The following is a 16681-nucleotide window of genomic DNA, read 5'->3' on the forward strand; positions in this document are numbered from 1 at the left end:
CCGAGCGTCACCCGCGCGCGTCGTGCCCCGCGCCCCGCCGCCCCGCTCGACGCCGACCGGCGCGGGTGTCGGACACCGTCGACGGGGTAGCCGCGCGTCGGCAGAGTTTCCGGCCCCGGAGAGGAACGACCGGCCGTGGGAATCCCACCGAACGACCCCGTCCCGCCCAGTCCCACCCCGCCCCCGGGGCCGGGACCCGCGCCGGGGCCGGGACCGCTGCCCGGTCCGGTGCCCGGCCCCGGCGGGCCGGACCCGCTGCCGCCCCGCCCGCTGCCGCCGGAACCCGACCCGCTCCCGCCGCCCGCTCCGGGCCCCGACCCGTACCCCGGGCCGGGACCACTGCCGGGGCCCGGCCCCACCCCTGAACCGGTCACCCGCGTGGCCGCGCCCGGCCGCCGCTGACCGTCCCGGTCCCGACCGTCCCGCCGCCGACCGGCCGACCGGCCGACCGTCCCGGCCCGGCCGGAGCACGCGCTCCGCCCGGGCCGGTCACCGGTCACCGGTCGGCAGTCGCCGGCCGCCGCCGGTCTCGGCCCCGGCCTCGGCCATTCGGCGCAGCCTCCCGCCACCGGACCGCCACCGTCCCGCCCGGGCGCCTACCGTGGGCGGATGACCGACCGTCGGACCGGCCGCCCGCCCGCCGCCGGTGACCCCGGCAGCCCCGCCGGCCGTCCCGGCTACCTCGGGGCCGCCGCCGCCTTCGCCGTCTGCATGGCGGGCACCACCCTGCCCACCCCGCTGTACGGGCTGTACCAGGAGGAGATCGGCTTCTCCGAGCTGATGGTGACGGTGGTGTTCGCCGTCTACGCGTTCGGGGTGATCGGCGTGCTGCTGCTCGTCGGCAACGTCTCCGACAGCGTCGGCCGCCGCCCTGTGCTGCTCTGCGGACTCGCGCTCGCCGCCGGCAGCGCCGTCGCCTTCCTCAGCGAGGGCGGCCTGCCGCTGCTCTGCCTGGGCCGGCTGCTGTCCGGCCTGTCGGCGGGGCTCTTCACCGGCACCGCCACCGCCTACGTGCTGGAACTCGCCCCGCCCGGCCGCCGGGCCCGGGCCGGCTTCGTCGCCACCGCCGCCAACATGGGCGGCCTCGGTTGCGGCCCGCTGCTGTCCGGGCTGCTCGCCGAGTACGCGCCCGGACCGCTCGTGCTGCCGTTCGTCGTCCACCTGGGACTGCTGGCCGCCTCGTTCGCGGTCACCTGGTTCCTGCCGGAGACCGTCGACGGCGCCCGCCCGCTGCGCACCGCCCGGCCGCGACGCCCGTCGCTGCCGCCGGAAGTCCGGGGGGTGTTCGTCCCGGCGGCGGTCGCCGCCTTCGCGGGCTTCTCCCTGCTGGGCCTCTTCACCTCGGTCACCCCGGCGTTCCTGGGGCAGAGCCTGGGGATCCACAACCACGCGGTGGTCGGCCTGATCGTCTTCGCGGCCTTCCTCGCCTCGACCCTCGGCCAGCTGCTGGTGCCCCGGCTGGGCACCGCCCGGGCGGTCCCGCTCGGCTGCCTGGTGCTGATCGCGGGCCTCGCGCTGCTGGCCGCCTCGCTCGCGTGGACGACGCTCGCCCCACTGGTGCTCAGCGCGCTGGTCGGGGGTGCCGGGCAGGGCATGGGCCTGCGCGGCGCGGTCGGGGAGATCGCCGGCGCCGCCCCGGCCGAACACCGGGGCGGCGCCCTCTCCGCGCTCTTCGTGGTCGCCTACTTCGGCATCTCCGTCCCCGTCATCGGGGTCGGCCTGCTCGCCGAACCGCTCGGCCTCGCCGACGCGGGCCTGGTCTTCACCGCCTGCATGGCCGTCCTCGCCGCCGCCTCCGGCACCTACCTCCTCCGCCGCGCCCGCTCCCACCCGGCCTGACACCACGAGATCCCCGGCCTGACACCCCGAGGCCCCGGCCGGCCCCCGGTACCGGACCGGTACCGGGTTCGTGCGGTCCGGAGCCGGTGCATAGGGTGGGGGCGGTAGATGCCCCCGCGCACCGTGGAGATCCGGATGACTTCGACCGCCGACCCCGACGTCCTGCTGCCGGTCGGGGTGATCGGCCTCGGGGACATCGCCCAGAAGGCGTACCTGCCGGTCCTGACGGCACTGCCGGGCCTGGACCTGCGCCTGATGACCAGGGACGGCGCCAAGCTGGACCGGATCGGCGACACCCACCGGATCCCGGCCGAGCAGAGGTTCACCGACCTCGGGCAGCTGATCGGCAGCGGGATCCGGGCCGCCTTCGTGCACGCCGCGACCGACCAGCACGTGTCGATCGTGGAGCAGCTGCTGACGGCGGGCGTCGACGTGTACGTGGACAAGCCGCTCGACTACACCATCGACGGCTCCCGCCGCCTGGTCGACCTGGCGGACCGCACCGGCCGCTCCCTGATGGTCGGCTTCAACCGGCGGTTCGCGCCGGCCAATGTCCAGGCGAAGGAGCGCCCGCGCGACCTCGTCCTGCTGCGGAAGAACCGCGAGGGCCTGCCCGAGGCGGCGCGCCCGCTGGTCTTCGACGACTTCATCCACGTCGTCGACACGCTGCGCTTCCTGGTCCCCGGCGACATCGAGCACGTCGACCTCCGCGCCCGGGTCCGCGAGGGTCTGGTCGAGCACCTGGTCCTCACCCTCGCCGGTGAGGGCTTCACCGCCCTCGGTGTCATGAACCGCATGTCCGGCTCCACCGAGGAGATCCTGGAGGTCTCCGGCGGCGACTCCAAGCGCGAGGTCCACAACCTCGCCGACGTCGTCGACCACCGCGGCCAGCCCACCGTCCGCCGCCGCGGCGACTGGGTCCCCGTCGCCCGCCAGCGCGGCATCGAACAGGCCGTCCTGAGCTTCCTCGACGCCGTCCGCACCGGCAGGACCCTCGACGCCCACGACGCCCTCCGGACCCACGAGCTCTGCGAACTGATCGTCGAGCGCATCGAGGCCCTCTGACACGGCCTGCGCGGTTAAGCGACACCCGACGCCACGGTCACCCGACGCGGGGACCCGGCGTTCGTCACGGCTCCCGCTCCGAGGTCACGGCTGCGAGGGGGTGCACGCGGGTGAGGTCGCGCGGGGAGGCTCCGGGCCCAGGTTCTTTCGGGGTGTGCCCGGTCCGCCCGCCCCTCGGGAGGGGCGGACCGGGCGGTTCAGGACGCCAGGCGGGTGCGCCACCAGGTGAGGGTGGCGCGGAGCTGGGTGTCGAGGGGGGTGGGGCGGGTGGTGAAGGTGGCTTCCCAGGCGTTGGCGTCGATGACGAAGGGATGGTCGAACTGGTAGCGGGTCTCGCGGAGTTCGCGCAGGAGGGGAGTGACGAGGGCGGCGAGGGCGAACACGGTGGGGTTCAGGCGGCGGACGGGGACGGGGGCGACGCCGGCCTCGGTGGCGAGGAGGTCGACCATACGGCGGATCGGGACGGCGGGGACGGTCGGGGCGTGCCAGGCGCGGCCCCAGGCGCGTTCGTCGGTGGCGGCCTCGGCCAGGGTGCGGGCCACATCGGGGAGGTAGGTCCAGCTGTGCGGGGCGTCGGGGTCGCCGAGGACGCTGACCGGTTTGCCGGCCAGCAGGCGGGGGACGACGCGGCCGGCCAGGTGGCCGCCGTCGGTCACGCCGGGGCCGAAGAAGTCGGAGGCGCGGATCTCGACGGCGCGGATGCGGCCCGCCTCGTGGAGGGCGCGGGCCTGCTCCCAGAGCGAGGCCCGGAGGCGGCCCTTGGGGCCGGGTGCGGCGAGCGGGAGGTCCTCGGTGAGGGGGCCGTCCGCGGGGCCGTAGCCGTAGAGGTTGCCGAGCATGACGAGCACGGCGCCGGTCGCCTCGGCGGTGGCGAGGAGCGACGCGTGCAGGGGCGGCCAGTCGGCCGTCCAGCGGGGGAGCGGCGGTGCGGCGCAGCTGTGGATCGCGGCGGCGCCGCGGGCGGCCTCGGTCAGCCCCGCGCTGTCGGTGGCGTCCAGGGCGAGGTGCTCGATCCCGGGTTCGGCCGGTCGCCCGGACCGGGTGACCACCCGTACCGTGTGCCCCTGTTCGGCCAGCAGTCGTGCCGTGGCCGCTCCGGCCGGTCCGTGTCCGACGATCACATGAAGACTCACCGTCACACCATAGAGGTGCCGGACCAGCGGGAACGTGTTCGGGGTGGGCGCGCGGCCCGGGCCTGGAGCGGGCCGGGCCGCGCGGGTGGGAGCGGACGGGATGTCAGCAGGGCACGAAGGCCGAGACCGTCGCGGTCGAGGGCGGCCAACCACCGTTGTTGACGCTGAAGTTGGTGGTCACCGTGTTGCCGCAGGGCACGGTGAGCAGTAGATCGCCGACCGTGGTACCGCCGGCCGGGACCAGCGCGGTCAGGTTGAGGGGCGGCTGCGGCGGGAGTGCGGGGGTGGAGCCGGTGATGGTGAAGCCGACGTTCTGGGCGACCCAGGCCGGGTCGGTGGTGGCGACCTGGCCGTAGAGGCGGACGTGGGTGCCGCTGACCTCGATGCAGGCGCGGGTGCGCAGGAAGCCGGGCGCGCCCGGGGTCCCGCAGGTGACGGTGCCGGTGGGCCCGGCCGGTCCCACCGGACCGGTGGTGGCGGCGGTGGCGGTGGGGGCCAGGCCGACGGTCAGCGCGGCGAGGCCGGCGGCGCCCGCCAGAGCGGCGGTGGTGAGGCGGTTCATGGAACGGTTCCCTCCCTCGTGCGGCGCGCCGGGGGTGAAGTCCGATGCGCACACTGTGACATGTCACATTCCTTGGTGGGATCTTTGCATTCCGCATGGCGGTCCGTCCGTACTCGGGCGGGCGCGGGCCGGTTCTGACCGGTGGACGCAAGGGTTTGGCCGGAACGGAGTGACATGCACCGCTTCGTGGGCGACAGGACGGGAACGGGAGTGGGGACTGGGAGGCCCGGTCGGTGCTCCCCGGGGAGCACCGACCGGGTGCTTTCGTCAATCGCCTTCGTCAGTGGTTCAGTTGGCGATCCCGCAGTACTGCTGCTGCTTGCCGATGGCCCGGTAGACGCAGTCCGCGGTCTCCAGCAGCCGCAGCACCGCCTCCCGGTTGCGGCTGGTCTCGCGCCCGATCACCTCGTCGGGCGGGTAGAAGCCGCTGCTGCCGTTCGGTCCGGGGTACATCTCGAAGGTGTAGGCGAACACCCGCTGGGCGCCCCACAGCCAGTCGTCGATCGCGCCGTCGGTGATGTAGAGGTCGCTCGACTGCTCGGGCGTGTAGCCGTTGGTGGAGGCCATCGAGCGGCCGAGGGTGGCGAAGGTGTTGTACTCGTCGGCGGTCATGCCGGTGGTGGTGTTGGCGGTGGTCCAGCCGAACGGCCAGAGCACCAGCTCGCTGTAGGTGTGGAAGTCGATCGCCGCGGTGATCTGCTGCTTGCCGCCGACCACCCGGGTGCGGACGAAGTCGGCGACCACCTTGGTCTCCTTGGCGGACTCCGGCGCGCTGCCCCGGTAGGTCTCGCTGGAGGTGGAGCCGGAGGAGCCGCCGCAGCAGCCCCACTTGTAGTTCCAGTTGCGGTTGAGGTCGGTGCCGACGTTGCTGCTGCCGGTGTTCGGCTGCCGGTCCTTGCGCCAACTGCGGTAGCGGCCGGTGGCGATGTCGTACTCGCCGCCGTCCGGGTTCAGGTCCGGGATCACCCAGATCTCCCGGTTGTCGACCACGTTGGCGATCCGGCTGTCGGTGGCGTACTTGTCGCCGAGTTCGTGCAGCAGGTAGAGCGACATCTCGACGGTGAGGTGCTCGCGGGCGTGCTGGTGGGCGGTGAAGAGCACCTCGGGTTCGTTCTCGTCGGTGCCGACGTTGTCGCTGATCTTGACCGCGACGATCGGCCGGCCCTCGTACGAGGTGCCGATGACCCGCTTGCTCATGATGCCGGGGTGCGCGGCGACGACGGCGTCGATGTCGGCGGCGGCCTCCGCGTAGTTGTGGTAGCCGGAGTCTGCGGACGGGAAGTCGTAGAGCGCGGCCCCGGATTCGGCCTGTCCGGCGGGCCCGTCACCGTACGGGGGCCCCGGCAGCGGGACGGGCGCCCAGCCCAGCGCCCGCAGCCGGGCGGCCTCGGCCGGGGTGGCCGTGACCGTCACCGAGTCGGCCCGGACGGCGTCCACCGAGGCTCCGGTGGCGGCGACGGCGGTGCGCTCGGCGACGGTGCGCGGGCCGTCGAGGCGGTACTGCCGGGCGGCGTCGGCGTCGTTCGCCCGGGCTGCCGAGGCGACCGGGTCCGGCTGGACGGCGGCCGCCGGGGTGACGGCCTGGATGCTGAGCGGGGTGGCGAGGGCGAGTGCCAGCAGGACGGCGGTGGCCGTGGCGGGCTTCCCTCGGCGGGGCAGTCGCATGACTGTCCTCCTGTGGGGGGTCCGTAGGGACGGAACGTTGGAGGAGATGCGGCGCCGCGAGGTTGATGGTGCGTCAATGTCATGCTTTCGTCAAGGAGTTGGGAGAGCGGAAGGATCCGACGAAGGCCCCGCGGTTGCTCAGAAGACACCGCCCGCCGCCGAACCGAGCGCCACCACCCGGGCCCAGGCGGGCGGCGCCGGTGGGCGGTACTCGGTGGCGCTGTTCTCGTTCCACCGGGCCGGCCGGCCGAACAGGCCCACCACCGTCCGGCAGGGCGGCTGCGCCACCGGCCACGGGGTCCGGCCGTCCGTCAGCACCACCACGACGTCCGGCCGGGGCCAGGTCCGCAGGGCAGTGGCGAACCCCTGCCGGAGGTCCGTCCCGCCGCCGCCCACCAGGAGGAGGTCCTCCTCCCGGCAGAGCCGCCGCGCGGTCTGCGCCGCCGCGTCGCAGGACACCACGGTGACCAGGTCGCGACGGCCGCCGACGGCCCGGGCGATCTCCGCGACCTCCAGCAGCGCGGTCCCCAGCTCGGCGTCGGTGACCGATCCGGAGGTGTCGACGACCACGGTCACCCGGGGCGGGCGCCGCCGCAGCGAGGGCAGCACCGTGCCGGGCAGCGCGGCCGACCGGCGGGCCGGACGGCCGTACGAGTAGTCGCCGCCCGAGCCGGCGCCCGCCGCCGCCGAGCGGACCGCCGCTCCCAGCAACTCCCGCCACCGCTGCGGCGGATGGAACGCCCGCTCGGCCCACCGCCGCCACCCCGCCGGGGCGTCGCCCGGCCGGCCGAGGATCGCCTGCGAGACCCGGAACCGCACCGCGTCCCGCTCCTGCGGGCCGAGCCCGTGCGCCCCCTCCGGCCCGAGGTCCCAGCGGCGGGCCAGGCCGTCGGCGCCGCTGCCGCAGTCCAGCCAGGCGAACCGCTCGGTCAGCGGCCCGAGCCCGAACAGCCGGAGGTAGTCCTCCATCAGCTGGTCGTCGGACATCTCCAGGTCCCCGGGCAGGACCGCGCCCGTCGGCCGGACGAGCCCCTCGCCGTAGATGTCGTCGTTGATCTCGCAGTCCGCGGCGATGTTCATCCGCAGCCGCTCCGCGACGCCGTCCAGGCCCCGCTCACGGGCCACCCGGTCGCCGCGAGCATGGTGGTCGCGCAGCAGGTGCGACACCTCGTGCACCCAGACGCCCGCCAGCTCCTCCACCGGCATCAAGGCGACGAACGCGGGTGAGACGTAACAGCGCCAGTGCTCGTCCACGGCCATCGTCGGGACGTCGCGGGACTCGACGACGTGCAGGGCGAACAGCGCCGTGGCCAGGTAGGGGCGGACGCGGGCGGCGTACAGCCGGGCGGCGTACAGCTTGTCGAGGTCGAGGCGGCCGGGCCGGTGGGGATCCCGGTCCTGCTGATGCTGCCGTGCGTCCTGCCCGTCCTGCCCGCCCTGCCCGTCCTGCTCGACCTGCCGGTCCTGCCCGTCCTGCCCGCCCGGGCTCCGCCGCCCGGTCCGGCCGTTCCTCGTGTCCCGGGGAAGTGGCGCCGGCGTCGCGGACCGCCCGGTCACCGGCGCCCCCCGGCCGCCGTCGAGACCCGAGCCACCGCGCGGTCCGCCCGCCGGGACAGCGCGACCGCCCCCGCGAGCCGGTCGATCGTCGCCGGCACCTCCCAGTCCGCCTGCCGCAGCGCGGCGAGCGCGGTCGCCGGAACGACCGCGACGTCCGGGGCGCCGCTCTCCACCGCCCGCGCCATCAGCGCCCACGCCGCGTCCCAGCGCGCCCGGTCCGGACGGCGGCGGACGGCGTCCACGACACCCTCCAGCGTGGCCTGCCGGAGGTCGCCGCGTTCCGGCAGGACGGCGGCCGCCGGGTCGGCGAGCAGCACCTCCGGGTCGGGCAGGTCCATCCGGTCCATCGCCGCCATCAGCTCCAGGCCGGGGCCGTCCCCGACCGTGCCCCGGACCAGCAGCGCCAGCACCTCGCGCGAGGCTCCGGCCGCGGTGGCGAAGGCGATCAGCCGGACCGTCATCTCCCAACTCCGCGGCGACGGCCAGGCCCCGCCCCGCTGGGCGTCGTTGCCGGGCAGCCGGTGGACGAGCGCCGGGCGCACCGCCAGGAGTCCGCACACCGCGCGGCGGGCGAGGGCCACCGCCTCCGGCAGCCGCGCCGGGTCGAGCTCGGGCAGCACGGCGCGCGGCCAGGTGCCGCCGAGGCCGCGCACCACCACCTCGTGGTCGTGCTCCCAGCGGAGATGGACGAACCGGTTGGCCAGCGGCGGGCTCAGCTCCCAGCCGTCGGCCGCCGAGGACCGGGGGTTCGCGGCGGCCACGATCCTCACCCCGGGCGGGAGTCGGAGCGTGCCGATGCGCCGTTCGAGCACCAGGCGCAGCAGTGCGGCCTGGACGGCGGGCGGCGCGGTGGAGAGCTCGTCCAGGAACAGCAGGCCGCGTCCGGCGCGGACCAGCCGGACCGCCCAGTCCGGCGGGGCCATCGGGACACCCTGTACGGCCGGGTCGTCGCCGAGCACGGGCAGCCCCGCGAAGTCGGAGGGTTCGTGGACGCTCGCGATGACGGTGGTGAGCGGAAGGCCCAGGGTCTCGGCGAGTCGGGTGAGCGCGGCGGTCTTGCCGATGCCCGGCTCGCCCCACAGGAGCACCGGCAGGTCGGCGGCCACGGTGAGGGTCAGGGCCGCCAGCCGGTCGTCGGGGCGCGGTTCGGTGGTGGTGGCGGAGAGCAGTTCCAGGAGGTGTGCGGCGACATCGAGTTGGGGCATCGGGGCAGCAAGGGGCATGCGGTGTCGTCCTTTCGGGAGACGGGTGGGGCCGAGGGAGTGGTGCCGGAGCGTGTTTCGCGTGCCACGGGTGGGGCGAAGGGGGCGGTACCGGAGCGTGTTCGCGTGCGAGGGGGACGGTGTCAGCGGCTGTGCGCGCGCCGCGGGGGGACGCGGTACTCCTGCGACCGGGGTCGGCCGTCGACGGCCCGGCGCGGCGCCAGGCCGGACCGGAACAGGCCGTGGGCGAGCCGCCGTTCGGCGGCCTCCGTCAGCGCGTCCCGCAGCGGGCCGGTGCGCAGCGTCGCGTCCGGGCCGAGCAGGTCCTCGATCGCGGTCAGCGCGCCGGCGGTGTCGCCGTGGTCGAGGCGCGCGCGGATGTCGCCGAGGCTCTCCGGGCGGCGGTGGGCGTCGTCGATGGTCTGCAGGCAGGGCAACGGGGTGCCGGTGAGCGCCATCAGCAGTTCCTCGCGGCGCACTTCGTCCGGTGGATGGTCGAGCGCGGTGAGCACTCCGTCGACCAGGCCGATCCGGTGGAGGGCGCCGCGGCACCGCACGGTGCGCGGTCGGGCGGCGGTCCGGCCGGGGCCGTCCGGCACCGGGCGCCCCGATACCGTATGCCCCGATGCCGGATCGGCTGCGGCCGGACCGGCGGGCACCAGGGCCGCGGCGACCAGCGGATGCAGGCGCTCGGGGCCGATCAGCCCGGCCCGGAGCAGCTCCAGATCGGGCGGTACCCGAGCCGCCGCGTCGGGCAGCACCGGGAGCGCGCGGAGCCCCCGCCGCGCGGGCCGCACCCCCGGCTCGCCGGCGCCCGACCCCACCACCACCTCGCGCGCCCCGAGCCGTACCCGCACGGCCCCGTCCCCGTCGGCCCGGCCTTCGGCGCGGAGCAGGATCCGCGCCTCGGCCGCCCACCGGTCCGGGCCGCCGGAGCGGAACGGCAGTTCGCCGCTGCGCCCGGCGTCCCAGAGGTGCCGGTGCAGGTCGAGCCGGAACCGCGGATTCGGGTGCGGGTGGGGGTGCGACGCGTCGGCCGGCGGCGAGGCCGTCCGTCCGCGAGCGGACGGCCGGGATTCGGCCCGGTCGTGGAGGGAGAGGCTGAACCGCTGCCCGCCGCTCGCCCAGCCCGGTGGCGTGCGCACCACCAGGTGCGCCTCGCCGTACCTGGCGAGGGAGAGGGTCAGCCCGGGCCGCAGCAGCCCGTCGGGCGCGACCCTCGGCAGGTGCCAGCGCAGCAGGTCGGGCGCCAACGCCCGGAGATCACGGCGGAGCCGGTCGGCCAGCTCGCGCCCGTGGCGCCGAGCGGCGGACCGCAGATCGAGATCGACATCGACTCCGGCGGCGGCACAGGCCCCCGCCCAGTCCCCGGCGAGCCGCCGGGCTGTCGCAGTCTCGATGACCGAGGCCGGCACGGCGAACTCGCGCACGTGCGGCCAGAAGGAGAATCGGGGATCACCGGTCGCGAAGTGGGAGCGCATCAGCACTCACCTTGCGTGGACCGGACCCCCACTTCGTGAGGAGCGGAAGTCGTCATCGGGCCGGAGCCTAACCGTCCACGGTGCCCGAGCGCCACAGGTTTCTCGACCGGAGCCGGCCCGCGGCCCTGTCGCCCGCCGCCCTCGGCCGCCACGTCCCGTCCTGTCCCGTCCTGTTCCGCTCGCGCCGTCCGTCAGGCGACCCGGTGGCCCGTTCGCGGCAGGCGTTCGGTCTCGGCCCGGGCCTCCGTCTCCGCCCCGGCCACCGGCGGGGCCGGTTCGTCCGCGAGCAGGGGGATCCCGTTCCGCAGCCGCACCGCGCCGGGCAGGTCGTACCGGCGGCTGCGCCGGACGATCTTCTCCTGGTCCACGGTGAGCGTCCCGGTCACGGTGCAGCTGCCCGCGCGCAGCGCCACCAGACGGGCCTGTCGGACCACCGCGACGATGCCCGCCAGCTCGATGTCGACCGTCAGCTCCATCCGGACCGAGCCGACCGGTGCGCCGTCGACGAGCAGATCGACACGGGGGCTGTTGGCCGAGGAGATGCGGTGGTCGGCGAGCGCCACCACCTCTTCCGACGAGGGGTCGGCCCGGGTGCGCCGGGCGGCCGCGGTGAGCGCGGTGTACCGGGACCAGCCGGCGGCGGCGAAGCCGAACAGGTCACGCCCGAGCTGGCGGTCGAGCGCGGTGGCCACCTCGTGCTCGACCGCCCGTCCGGCCGCTCCGGTCAGCCGGGGGACGCCGCGCAGCAGGGTGGCGACGGTGTCCTGCCGGCGCAGGGACTGGGCGAGCGCGTCGACGGCGCCGCCGGGCTGGTCCGTGCCGAACAGCAACGCGCGTGCGGTCGCCGGATCGCTGAGGGTGGCGGTGGTCATGGCTCCTCCTCCGTCGCTTCCCCCTCCTCGGTACCGATCTCCTCACCGATCGCCCTGCCACCGAGCGTCGCGTCGTCGGGCGCCCCGCCGTCGGGCATCGCGCCGTCGGGCATCGCGCTTCGGGACGTCCCGCAGGCGGACGCACCGCCGCCGGGGGTCGCTCCGCCGGACGTCTCCTCGACGCGGTTCGTCCGGGGCCCTTCCCGGGACTCCAGCCGGACGGTGTGTCCGGGCCCGGCCGGGTCGTCCGTCCCGGTGACCAGCGGCCGCGGTGGCCCGCCGGCCACCGGAGCGACCGCGACGTGCGCCGCCGCCCAGTGCGGTCCCCGCCGTCGGCCGAGCACGTAGGTACCGGCGAGTACGGCGAGCACCACGGCGCCGCCGGCCGTAGAGCCGACCACCAGCGCGGTGGGCGCCGCGTCGCCCCCGTCCGGGTCGCCCCCGCCCGGGTCGGGGCCGACGTGGGCGGCCAGCACCTCGAAGTCCGTGGACCCGGCCAGCTCGGGACGGTTCGGGCAGACGGCGCGCAGCCGGTACTTGCCGGGCCTGGCGTCGTCCGCGATCCGTGTGGTCACCACGAACCCGCCGGCCGTCCCGGTGTCGACCCGCTTCCACACGACGTCGTTCCAGGTCAGCTCCGCCAGGGTGTCCCCGCAGGTGAAGCCGGTCCCGGTGAGCGCGACCTGCTGCCCCGGCCGGGCGGCACCGGGCTCCACCCGCAGGACCGGTCCGGCGGCCGGGTCCGGTGTCGGGTTGTCGCCACCGGACCGGAGAACGGTGAAGGCGGCCGTGGCCCGGCGCTCCGCCGCCGGCCCGCAGGAAGCCTCCACCGGGTGCGTGCCCGGCGCCGCGCCGGCGGGCACGGTGACGCTCTGCTCGAAGGCGCCGTCGGCGGGCCGGACCCGGCCCAGTTCACGCTGCTCCCAGCGCAGCACGACGGGCTCGTCGGCCGGGCAGGCGAACCCGGTGCCCCGGGCGGTGAACGCGTGGCCGGCCTGCCCGCTCGCCGGTGCGAGGACGAGGCTCTGCGGAGTGTCCGGGTCGACCACGAAGTCCCTGGAGACGGTCACGACGTCCGCCACCAGCCCCGGCGGGCCGGGCGAAACGGGTGAGCGGACGATCGGGCAGGTGGCGCGCACCAGGTGCGGGCGCGGTTCGGCGTTCGCCGGGACGTCGACGAACCCGTGGATCCGCCCGTTCGCGTCGACGGGCGCCGTCCCCGCGGGGGTGGTGTCCCAGAGCAGCTGCGCGGTCGGGGGCGGGGACTTCGGCCCCGTCCGGCAACTCGTGAACCCCGTGCCGTCGACCGTCACCCTGGTCCGCGGCGGTCCGTGGTCGGGGGACAGCGTCATCGCGGCCTGCGCCCACGCGGTCGGCGCGAGCAGCGCGCACAGCACCGCCACCACGGTGCCCAGCAGCACCGAGGCCAGCACACGGCCCACCGGCCGTCCGGAACCCGCCGACACGTCCGACCACCTACCGGCCGGACGCGCCGGACCGGGCCACGGAGTGTTCGACGGAACGGTGGGAATCGTCCTCGGGCAAGGAATGGCGCGGCTGTCGGGTCATCGCCGACCGTCCTTCCACGAACCTTCTCCCATCATCGCCCCGCCCCCCGCTCCCGCACCATGCCCCGGCCGGTCCGGAGTGGCCCGTCCTGGCCGGTGGCCGGTGGCACGTGGCCGGTGGTGGCAGGCGGCGGTTCGGAGCGGATCCGCCCTACCCGCGCGCCGCGCGACGGTAGTGGTCCAGAACGTCCTGGCGCAGCAGGCTCCCGAAGCCGGCGCCCTCCAGCCGCAGGCCGAGCTGGGGTTCGGTGAGGCCGAGCGCGGCGGCGGCCGTCGGCAGGTGCCAGTCGTGGGCGGCGAGACGGTCCAGCAGGTGGCCGCGCCGGACCTGGGCCTCGGAGAGGCGGAAGGTCTTGAGGTAGGCGAGCCGACCGTGCTCGTCGGTGATCGCCTCGCCGATGTGGTTCTCCAGCTTGGGCCGGAACTCCGGCCGGAACCGGTCGAGGCTGAACCGGCCCAGACGGCGCACCGTCCGCGCCCGGTAGGCGGGATCGAGCAGGCCACCGGCCATCGTGTCGTCGTGGAACGCCGCCCAGGCGCGCTCCTGACCGTCGACGGCGGCCCGCAGCTCGGCCGTCGAGGTGATCGGACCGGCCGCGCGCAGATCGGCCCGGAAGTCCGGGACGGGGGCGGACAGAAGGGCGTAGTGGTGGATCAGCTCGCCGTAGAGGTCGAGCAGCAGGGTCCGGTGCAGTGCGCGGTAGTCGTCGGGGTGCGGGACGACGAAGGCCGCTGCGAGCGCGTCGGCCACGTACACGACCAGGCCGCACTGGCCCGGGTGGATCTCGAACACCCGCAGCGCGTCGGCCAGACCCCGCACCCGGGCACCGCCGTACGCCTCCTCGGCGCGCGGCGAGAGGCCGTGCCGCAGCGCGCGCTCGGAATACTCCTCCCAGGCGATCGTGGGGCCGCCGAAGTGCAGGGCGAGATAGCCCTCCAGGGCGAGGTGCAGCGGCAGGAAGCGCAGCCGGGTCCGGCTCTCGCGCTTGGCGATCCGCCGCGGCACCTTGACCCGGACCCGCTCGGGCGGGGTGCTCGCGCCGATGGCGGAGGGCGTGTCGAGCCGGGTGCCGTAGGCGGCGGCGGGGGTGCCGTCGCGGGTCCAGTCCGCGACGAATCCGTGCGGGACGAAGGCGAGGTAGTCGGTGCGGCGGCCGACCGGGACGGCGGCGTACTCGGGCTCGTAGAGCTCCTGGTGGAGGCGGAGGTCCTCGATCGGCTCGGCGCGGACCAGCGGCACCAGGCGCACGCCGCCCCACACCTGGGCGGGCCGGGTGTCGAGGCCGGTGAGGTCGAGACGGAACGCCGGGGCGGCCGGGGTGGTGGTCATCGGACGGCCTCCTCGGCGGTCTCGGTCGTGTCGGTCGTATCGGTCTTGTCGGCGGTCTCGTCGGCGGTCTCGTCGTTGGTCACCGCGCCCGTCCCGGCGCCGGCCGCCGCGGCGAGGAACCGCTCGGTGCGGGCGGCCAGGTGCGCCGTCAGCTCCGCGAGGTCCGTGCGGCCCTCGGCGAAGCGGGCGAACTCGATCAGGGCGGGCAGGTCCTCGGCATCGCGCAGTCCCGCGGTGGGCACCGTCGGGGCCAGCCGACGGACGTCGAAGCCCTCCGCGTCGTACACCGGGTTGAGGTGCACGATGCTGGTCCGGTGCTCCGGGTCGAGCCGGGTCCGCCACACCCGCAGCACCTCGGCGGCCAGCCCCGGCGGGGCGTTGTCCCAGCCGTCGGAGACGATCACCAGCCGGTCCGGCGCGGTGTCCAGCGCGTCCAGGATGCGGCGCCCGAGTGGGGTCGGCCCGGACGGGCGGGCGAGCAGCGCGTCGCCGCGCCCGGAGGTCCACAGCGCGGTGTAATCGCCGGCCAGCGCCGCCAGCAGGAAGTGGCAGGCGAGCGCGGCGGCGAGCGGACGGCGGCGCTTGACACCAGAACCGTACGCGGACCAGCTGTCGTCGAGGACAGCCGTGACCCGGCCCCAGCCGCCCTCCTCGGCCCCGGCCGCGCGCACCGCCCGGCGCGCCGCGCCCCGCAGGGCCTCGGTGAGTTCGGCGCGGCGGGCGCTCCGGTCGGCGGGCGGCAGGCTCAGCACGTAGGAGGCGAGCCGGGTGAGCGGCATCCTGGCGAGCGCGCCGGCGTCGGCGGTGACGGCGGTGGCGCCGAGAGTGCGGGCGGACTCCTGGAGGCGCAGCCGCTCCAGGGCGGTCAGTCGCGGCTCGATCCGCTGGAGGAAGGCGGCCCGGGGGATGCCGTGGCGGTTCGCGAAGCCCTCCGCGACGGTGTACGGCAGCTCGTACAGGGCGCCCTGCTCGTAGTGCGCGCGCCGCCAGGCGTCCAGCAGCGGCGCGGCGTACGCGGTGCGCCGGCGCGGGGCGTACAGGAAGTCGCCGGTCTCCGCCGCGACGGGCCGCAGATGGGTGTGACGCAGCGCGAGCTTGAGTCCGGCCCGGTACTTGACGGCGTCGAGCGCCTGGTCGGGGCGGGCGGCGAGCCAGTCGCGCAGGATCGCCCGGGTGCGGCGGTTGTTGACCTTGGCGCGGCGCAGCTCGCGGATCAGCCGGTAGACCCGCTGCGGCGGCAGCAGCTCCAGTCGGCGGGCGATCAGTCGGCCCTCGGTGCGCCGCTGGCCGTCGGTGGCGTCGCGGGAGGATTCCAGCAGTCGGCGGACGATCAGGGCGGCGTTGTGGTCGTTGATGTCGAGGGCGAGCGCGGCTGCGTAAGGGCCGCGGTAGTTGACGAGCATGTACTCGTGCAGGAAGTCGAGCGACAACCGCTGCTCGTCCGCCCCGCTGTGGAACTCGCGCTGCCCGGTTCCGGTGATCGCCGCGTTGACGAACAGCAGCACGTCCTCGGCGGCGACGAGATCGCCGTACGTCTCCACAAGGACCGCCCCCGGTCGATCACGCTGCTGACCAGCCCCGGTACGACGCTCGTCCGGTCATCGGAGGCTATCGGGGCGAACTGTGCGCGTAAAGCCGGTTTTGTGGTGCCCGGAGGGGAGGGGACGCGGGGTGCCGGCCGGGGAATGGGGGCACGAACTGCGAATCATTGCGGTAAAGGCACATTCCGGAAGTCGCACCGTAGTCCCGCGGCCGGCAGGCCGACGGTAGCACCGGGTGGAGGGGGAGCCGCAACGGCTTTCCGGCGTCCGCGGCTGCGGCCACCGGGGGACCGGTCCCGCACGACGTGCCCTCGGGCCGAGAGCCCCTGCACCCGCTCCGGTGAGGACTCGCCCGGCCGATGCCGCCCAGGCCGAGGACCGCGTCCGCACGACCGTGGCACGACACCCCGTGCGACGAGGCGCACCGCACTGCACCACCGGTGCAGGTCCTGGCCGGGGAGTTTGCTTCCGGACCCCGTTCGGGTCTAGTGTCTCCTAGTCGCTCGACTGGGAGCACCGGACACGCATCGGCGCGGACGGTCCCGGAGCGGCCAATCCCTAGAAACACCACTTCCCGGTTCGGTCGGGTCGTTCCGCCTTTTCGGCGCTGCGGCTCGGGCCTTATTCGGCATGTCCGTTTATATGGATTGCGGCTGGATTCGCTTTTCGGGGCGGGGATCGGCTAGAGTTTGAAACGTCGGACGGGGCGTCAAGCCGCAGAAGACACCAGCGAGTTGGACGAAGGAAGCGCCGGGAACGGCACGGAAAACATCTGATAAGCTGGGAACACGAAAGAACGAAGCGCCCGGAGGGCCGGTGTGAAAGCCGCCTGAAGGAAGCGTCCGTTCCTTGAGAACTCAACAGCG

Annotated in this window: 12 protein-coding genes; 2 read left to right on the forward strand and 10 right to left on the reverse strand. The window is 75.3% G+C overall.

Going from position 1 to position 16681, the window contains the following annotated elements; translation table 11 throughout:
• The first annotated feature begins 609 nt into the window (after positions 1-609).
• Together ACIQ9P_RS26375 and ACIQ9P_RS26380 are read left to right on the forward strand one after the other, a co-directional pair.
• The gene (locus tag ACIQ9P_RS26375) at positions 610-1839 is read left to right on the forward strand and encodes an MFS transporter (protein ID WP_402360902.1); all 1230 of its coding nucleotides are present in this window, start codon (positions 610-612) and stop codon (positions 1837-1839) included.
• 165 nt (positions 1840-2004) lie between these two features.
• Entirely contained in the window at positions 2005-2904 is a 900-nt protein-coding gene (locus tag ACIQ9P_RS26380) for a Gfo/Idh/MocA family protein (RefSeq protein WP_402360953.1), read from the forward strand.
• A 197-nt stretch (positions 2905-3101) separates the two neighbouring features.
• Here the strand turns inward: ACIQ9P_RS26380 and ACIQ9P_RS26385 are convergent, their stop codons facing one another.
• The 10 genes from ACIQ9P_RS26385 to ACIQ9P_RS26430 all read right to left on the reverse strand — a co-directional run bounded on the left by ACIQ9P_RS26385 (position 3102) and on the right by ACIQ9P_RS26430 (position 15815).
• On the reverse strand, positions 3102-4037 hold the full coding sequence (locus tag ACIQ9P_RS26385; RefSeq protein WP_402360905.1) for an NAD-dependent epimerase/dehydratase family protein: 936 nt from the start codon (positions 4035-4037) through the stop codon (positions 3102-3104).
• A gap of 103 nt (positions 4038-4140) precedes the next feature.
• Positions 4141-4599 (reverse strand): hypothetical protein, encoded by a 459-nt coding sequence (locus ACIQ9P_RS26390; protein WP_402360908.1) that lies wholly within the window; start codon positions 4597-4599, stop codon positions 4141-4143.
• A 288-nt stretch (positions 4600-4887) separates the two neighbouring features.
• A complete protein-coding gene (locus tag ACIQ9P_RS26395; protein WP_402360911.1) occupies positions 4888-6264 on the reverse strand; it encodes a M14 family metallopeptidase in 1377 nt (458 codons plus the stop codon).
• Between the two features lie 138 nt (positions 6265-6402).
• Positions 6403-7620 carry a VWA-like domain-containing protein gene (locus ACIQ9P_RS26400; protein WP_402360955.1) on the reverse strand — a complete coding sequence of 406 codons (1218 nt, stop codon included), beginning with the start codon at positions 7618-7620 and terminating at the stop codon, positions 6403-6405.
• A gap of 197 nt (positions 7621-7817) precedes the next feature.
• Complete coding sequence (locus ACIQ9P_RS26405) at positions 7818-9044, reverse strand: AAA family ATPase (RefSeq protein WP_402360914.1); 1227 nt, start codon at positions 9042-9044, stop codon at positions 7818-7820.
• A gap of 122 nt (positions 9045-9166) precedes the next feature.
• Complete coding sequence (locus ACIQ9P_RS26410) at positions 9167-10504, reverse strand: hypothetical protein (RefSeq protein WP_402360917.1); 1338 nt, start codon at positions 10502-10504, stop codon at positions 9167-9169.
• Between the two features lie 191 nt (positions 10505-10695).
• Entirely contained in the window at positions 10696-11376 is a 681-nt protein-coding gene (locus tag ACIQ9P_RS26415; RefSeq protein WP_402360920.1) for a hypothetical protein, read from the reverse strand.
• Entirely contained in the window at positions 11373-12818 is a 1446-nt protein-coding gene (locus ACIQ9P_RS26420) for a hypothetical protein (RefSeq protein WP_402360923.1), read from the reverse strand. Before ACIQ9P_RS26420 ends, ACIQ9P_RS26415 begins: the two co-directional genes overlap by 4 nt.
• Positions 12819-13095: 277 nt before the next feature.
• Positions 13096-14274: an ARPP-2 domain-containing protein gene (locus tag ACIQ9P_RS26425; protein ID WP_402360926.1), complete on the reverse strand. Its 1179-nt coding sequence runs from the start codon at positions 14272-14274 to the stop codon at positions 13096-13098.
• Positions 14271-15815: a hypothetical protein gene (locus tag ACIQ9P_RS26430; protein WP_402360929.1), complete on the reverse strand. Its 1545-nt coding sequence runs from the start codon at positions 15813-15815 to the stop codon at positions 14271-14273. The genes ACIQ9P_RS26425 and ACIQ9P_RS26430 overlap by 4 nt, the downstream gene beginning before the upstream one ends.
• Positions 15816-16681 lie beyond the last annotated feature (866 nt).

Origin of the sequence: Kitasatospora sp. NPDC094019 (assembly GCF_044764505.1) — a bacterium.
In the GTDB taxonomy this organism is placed as follows: domain Bacteria; phylum Actinomycetota; class Actinomycetes; order Streptomycetales; family Streptomycetaceae; genus Kitasatospora.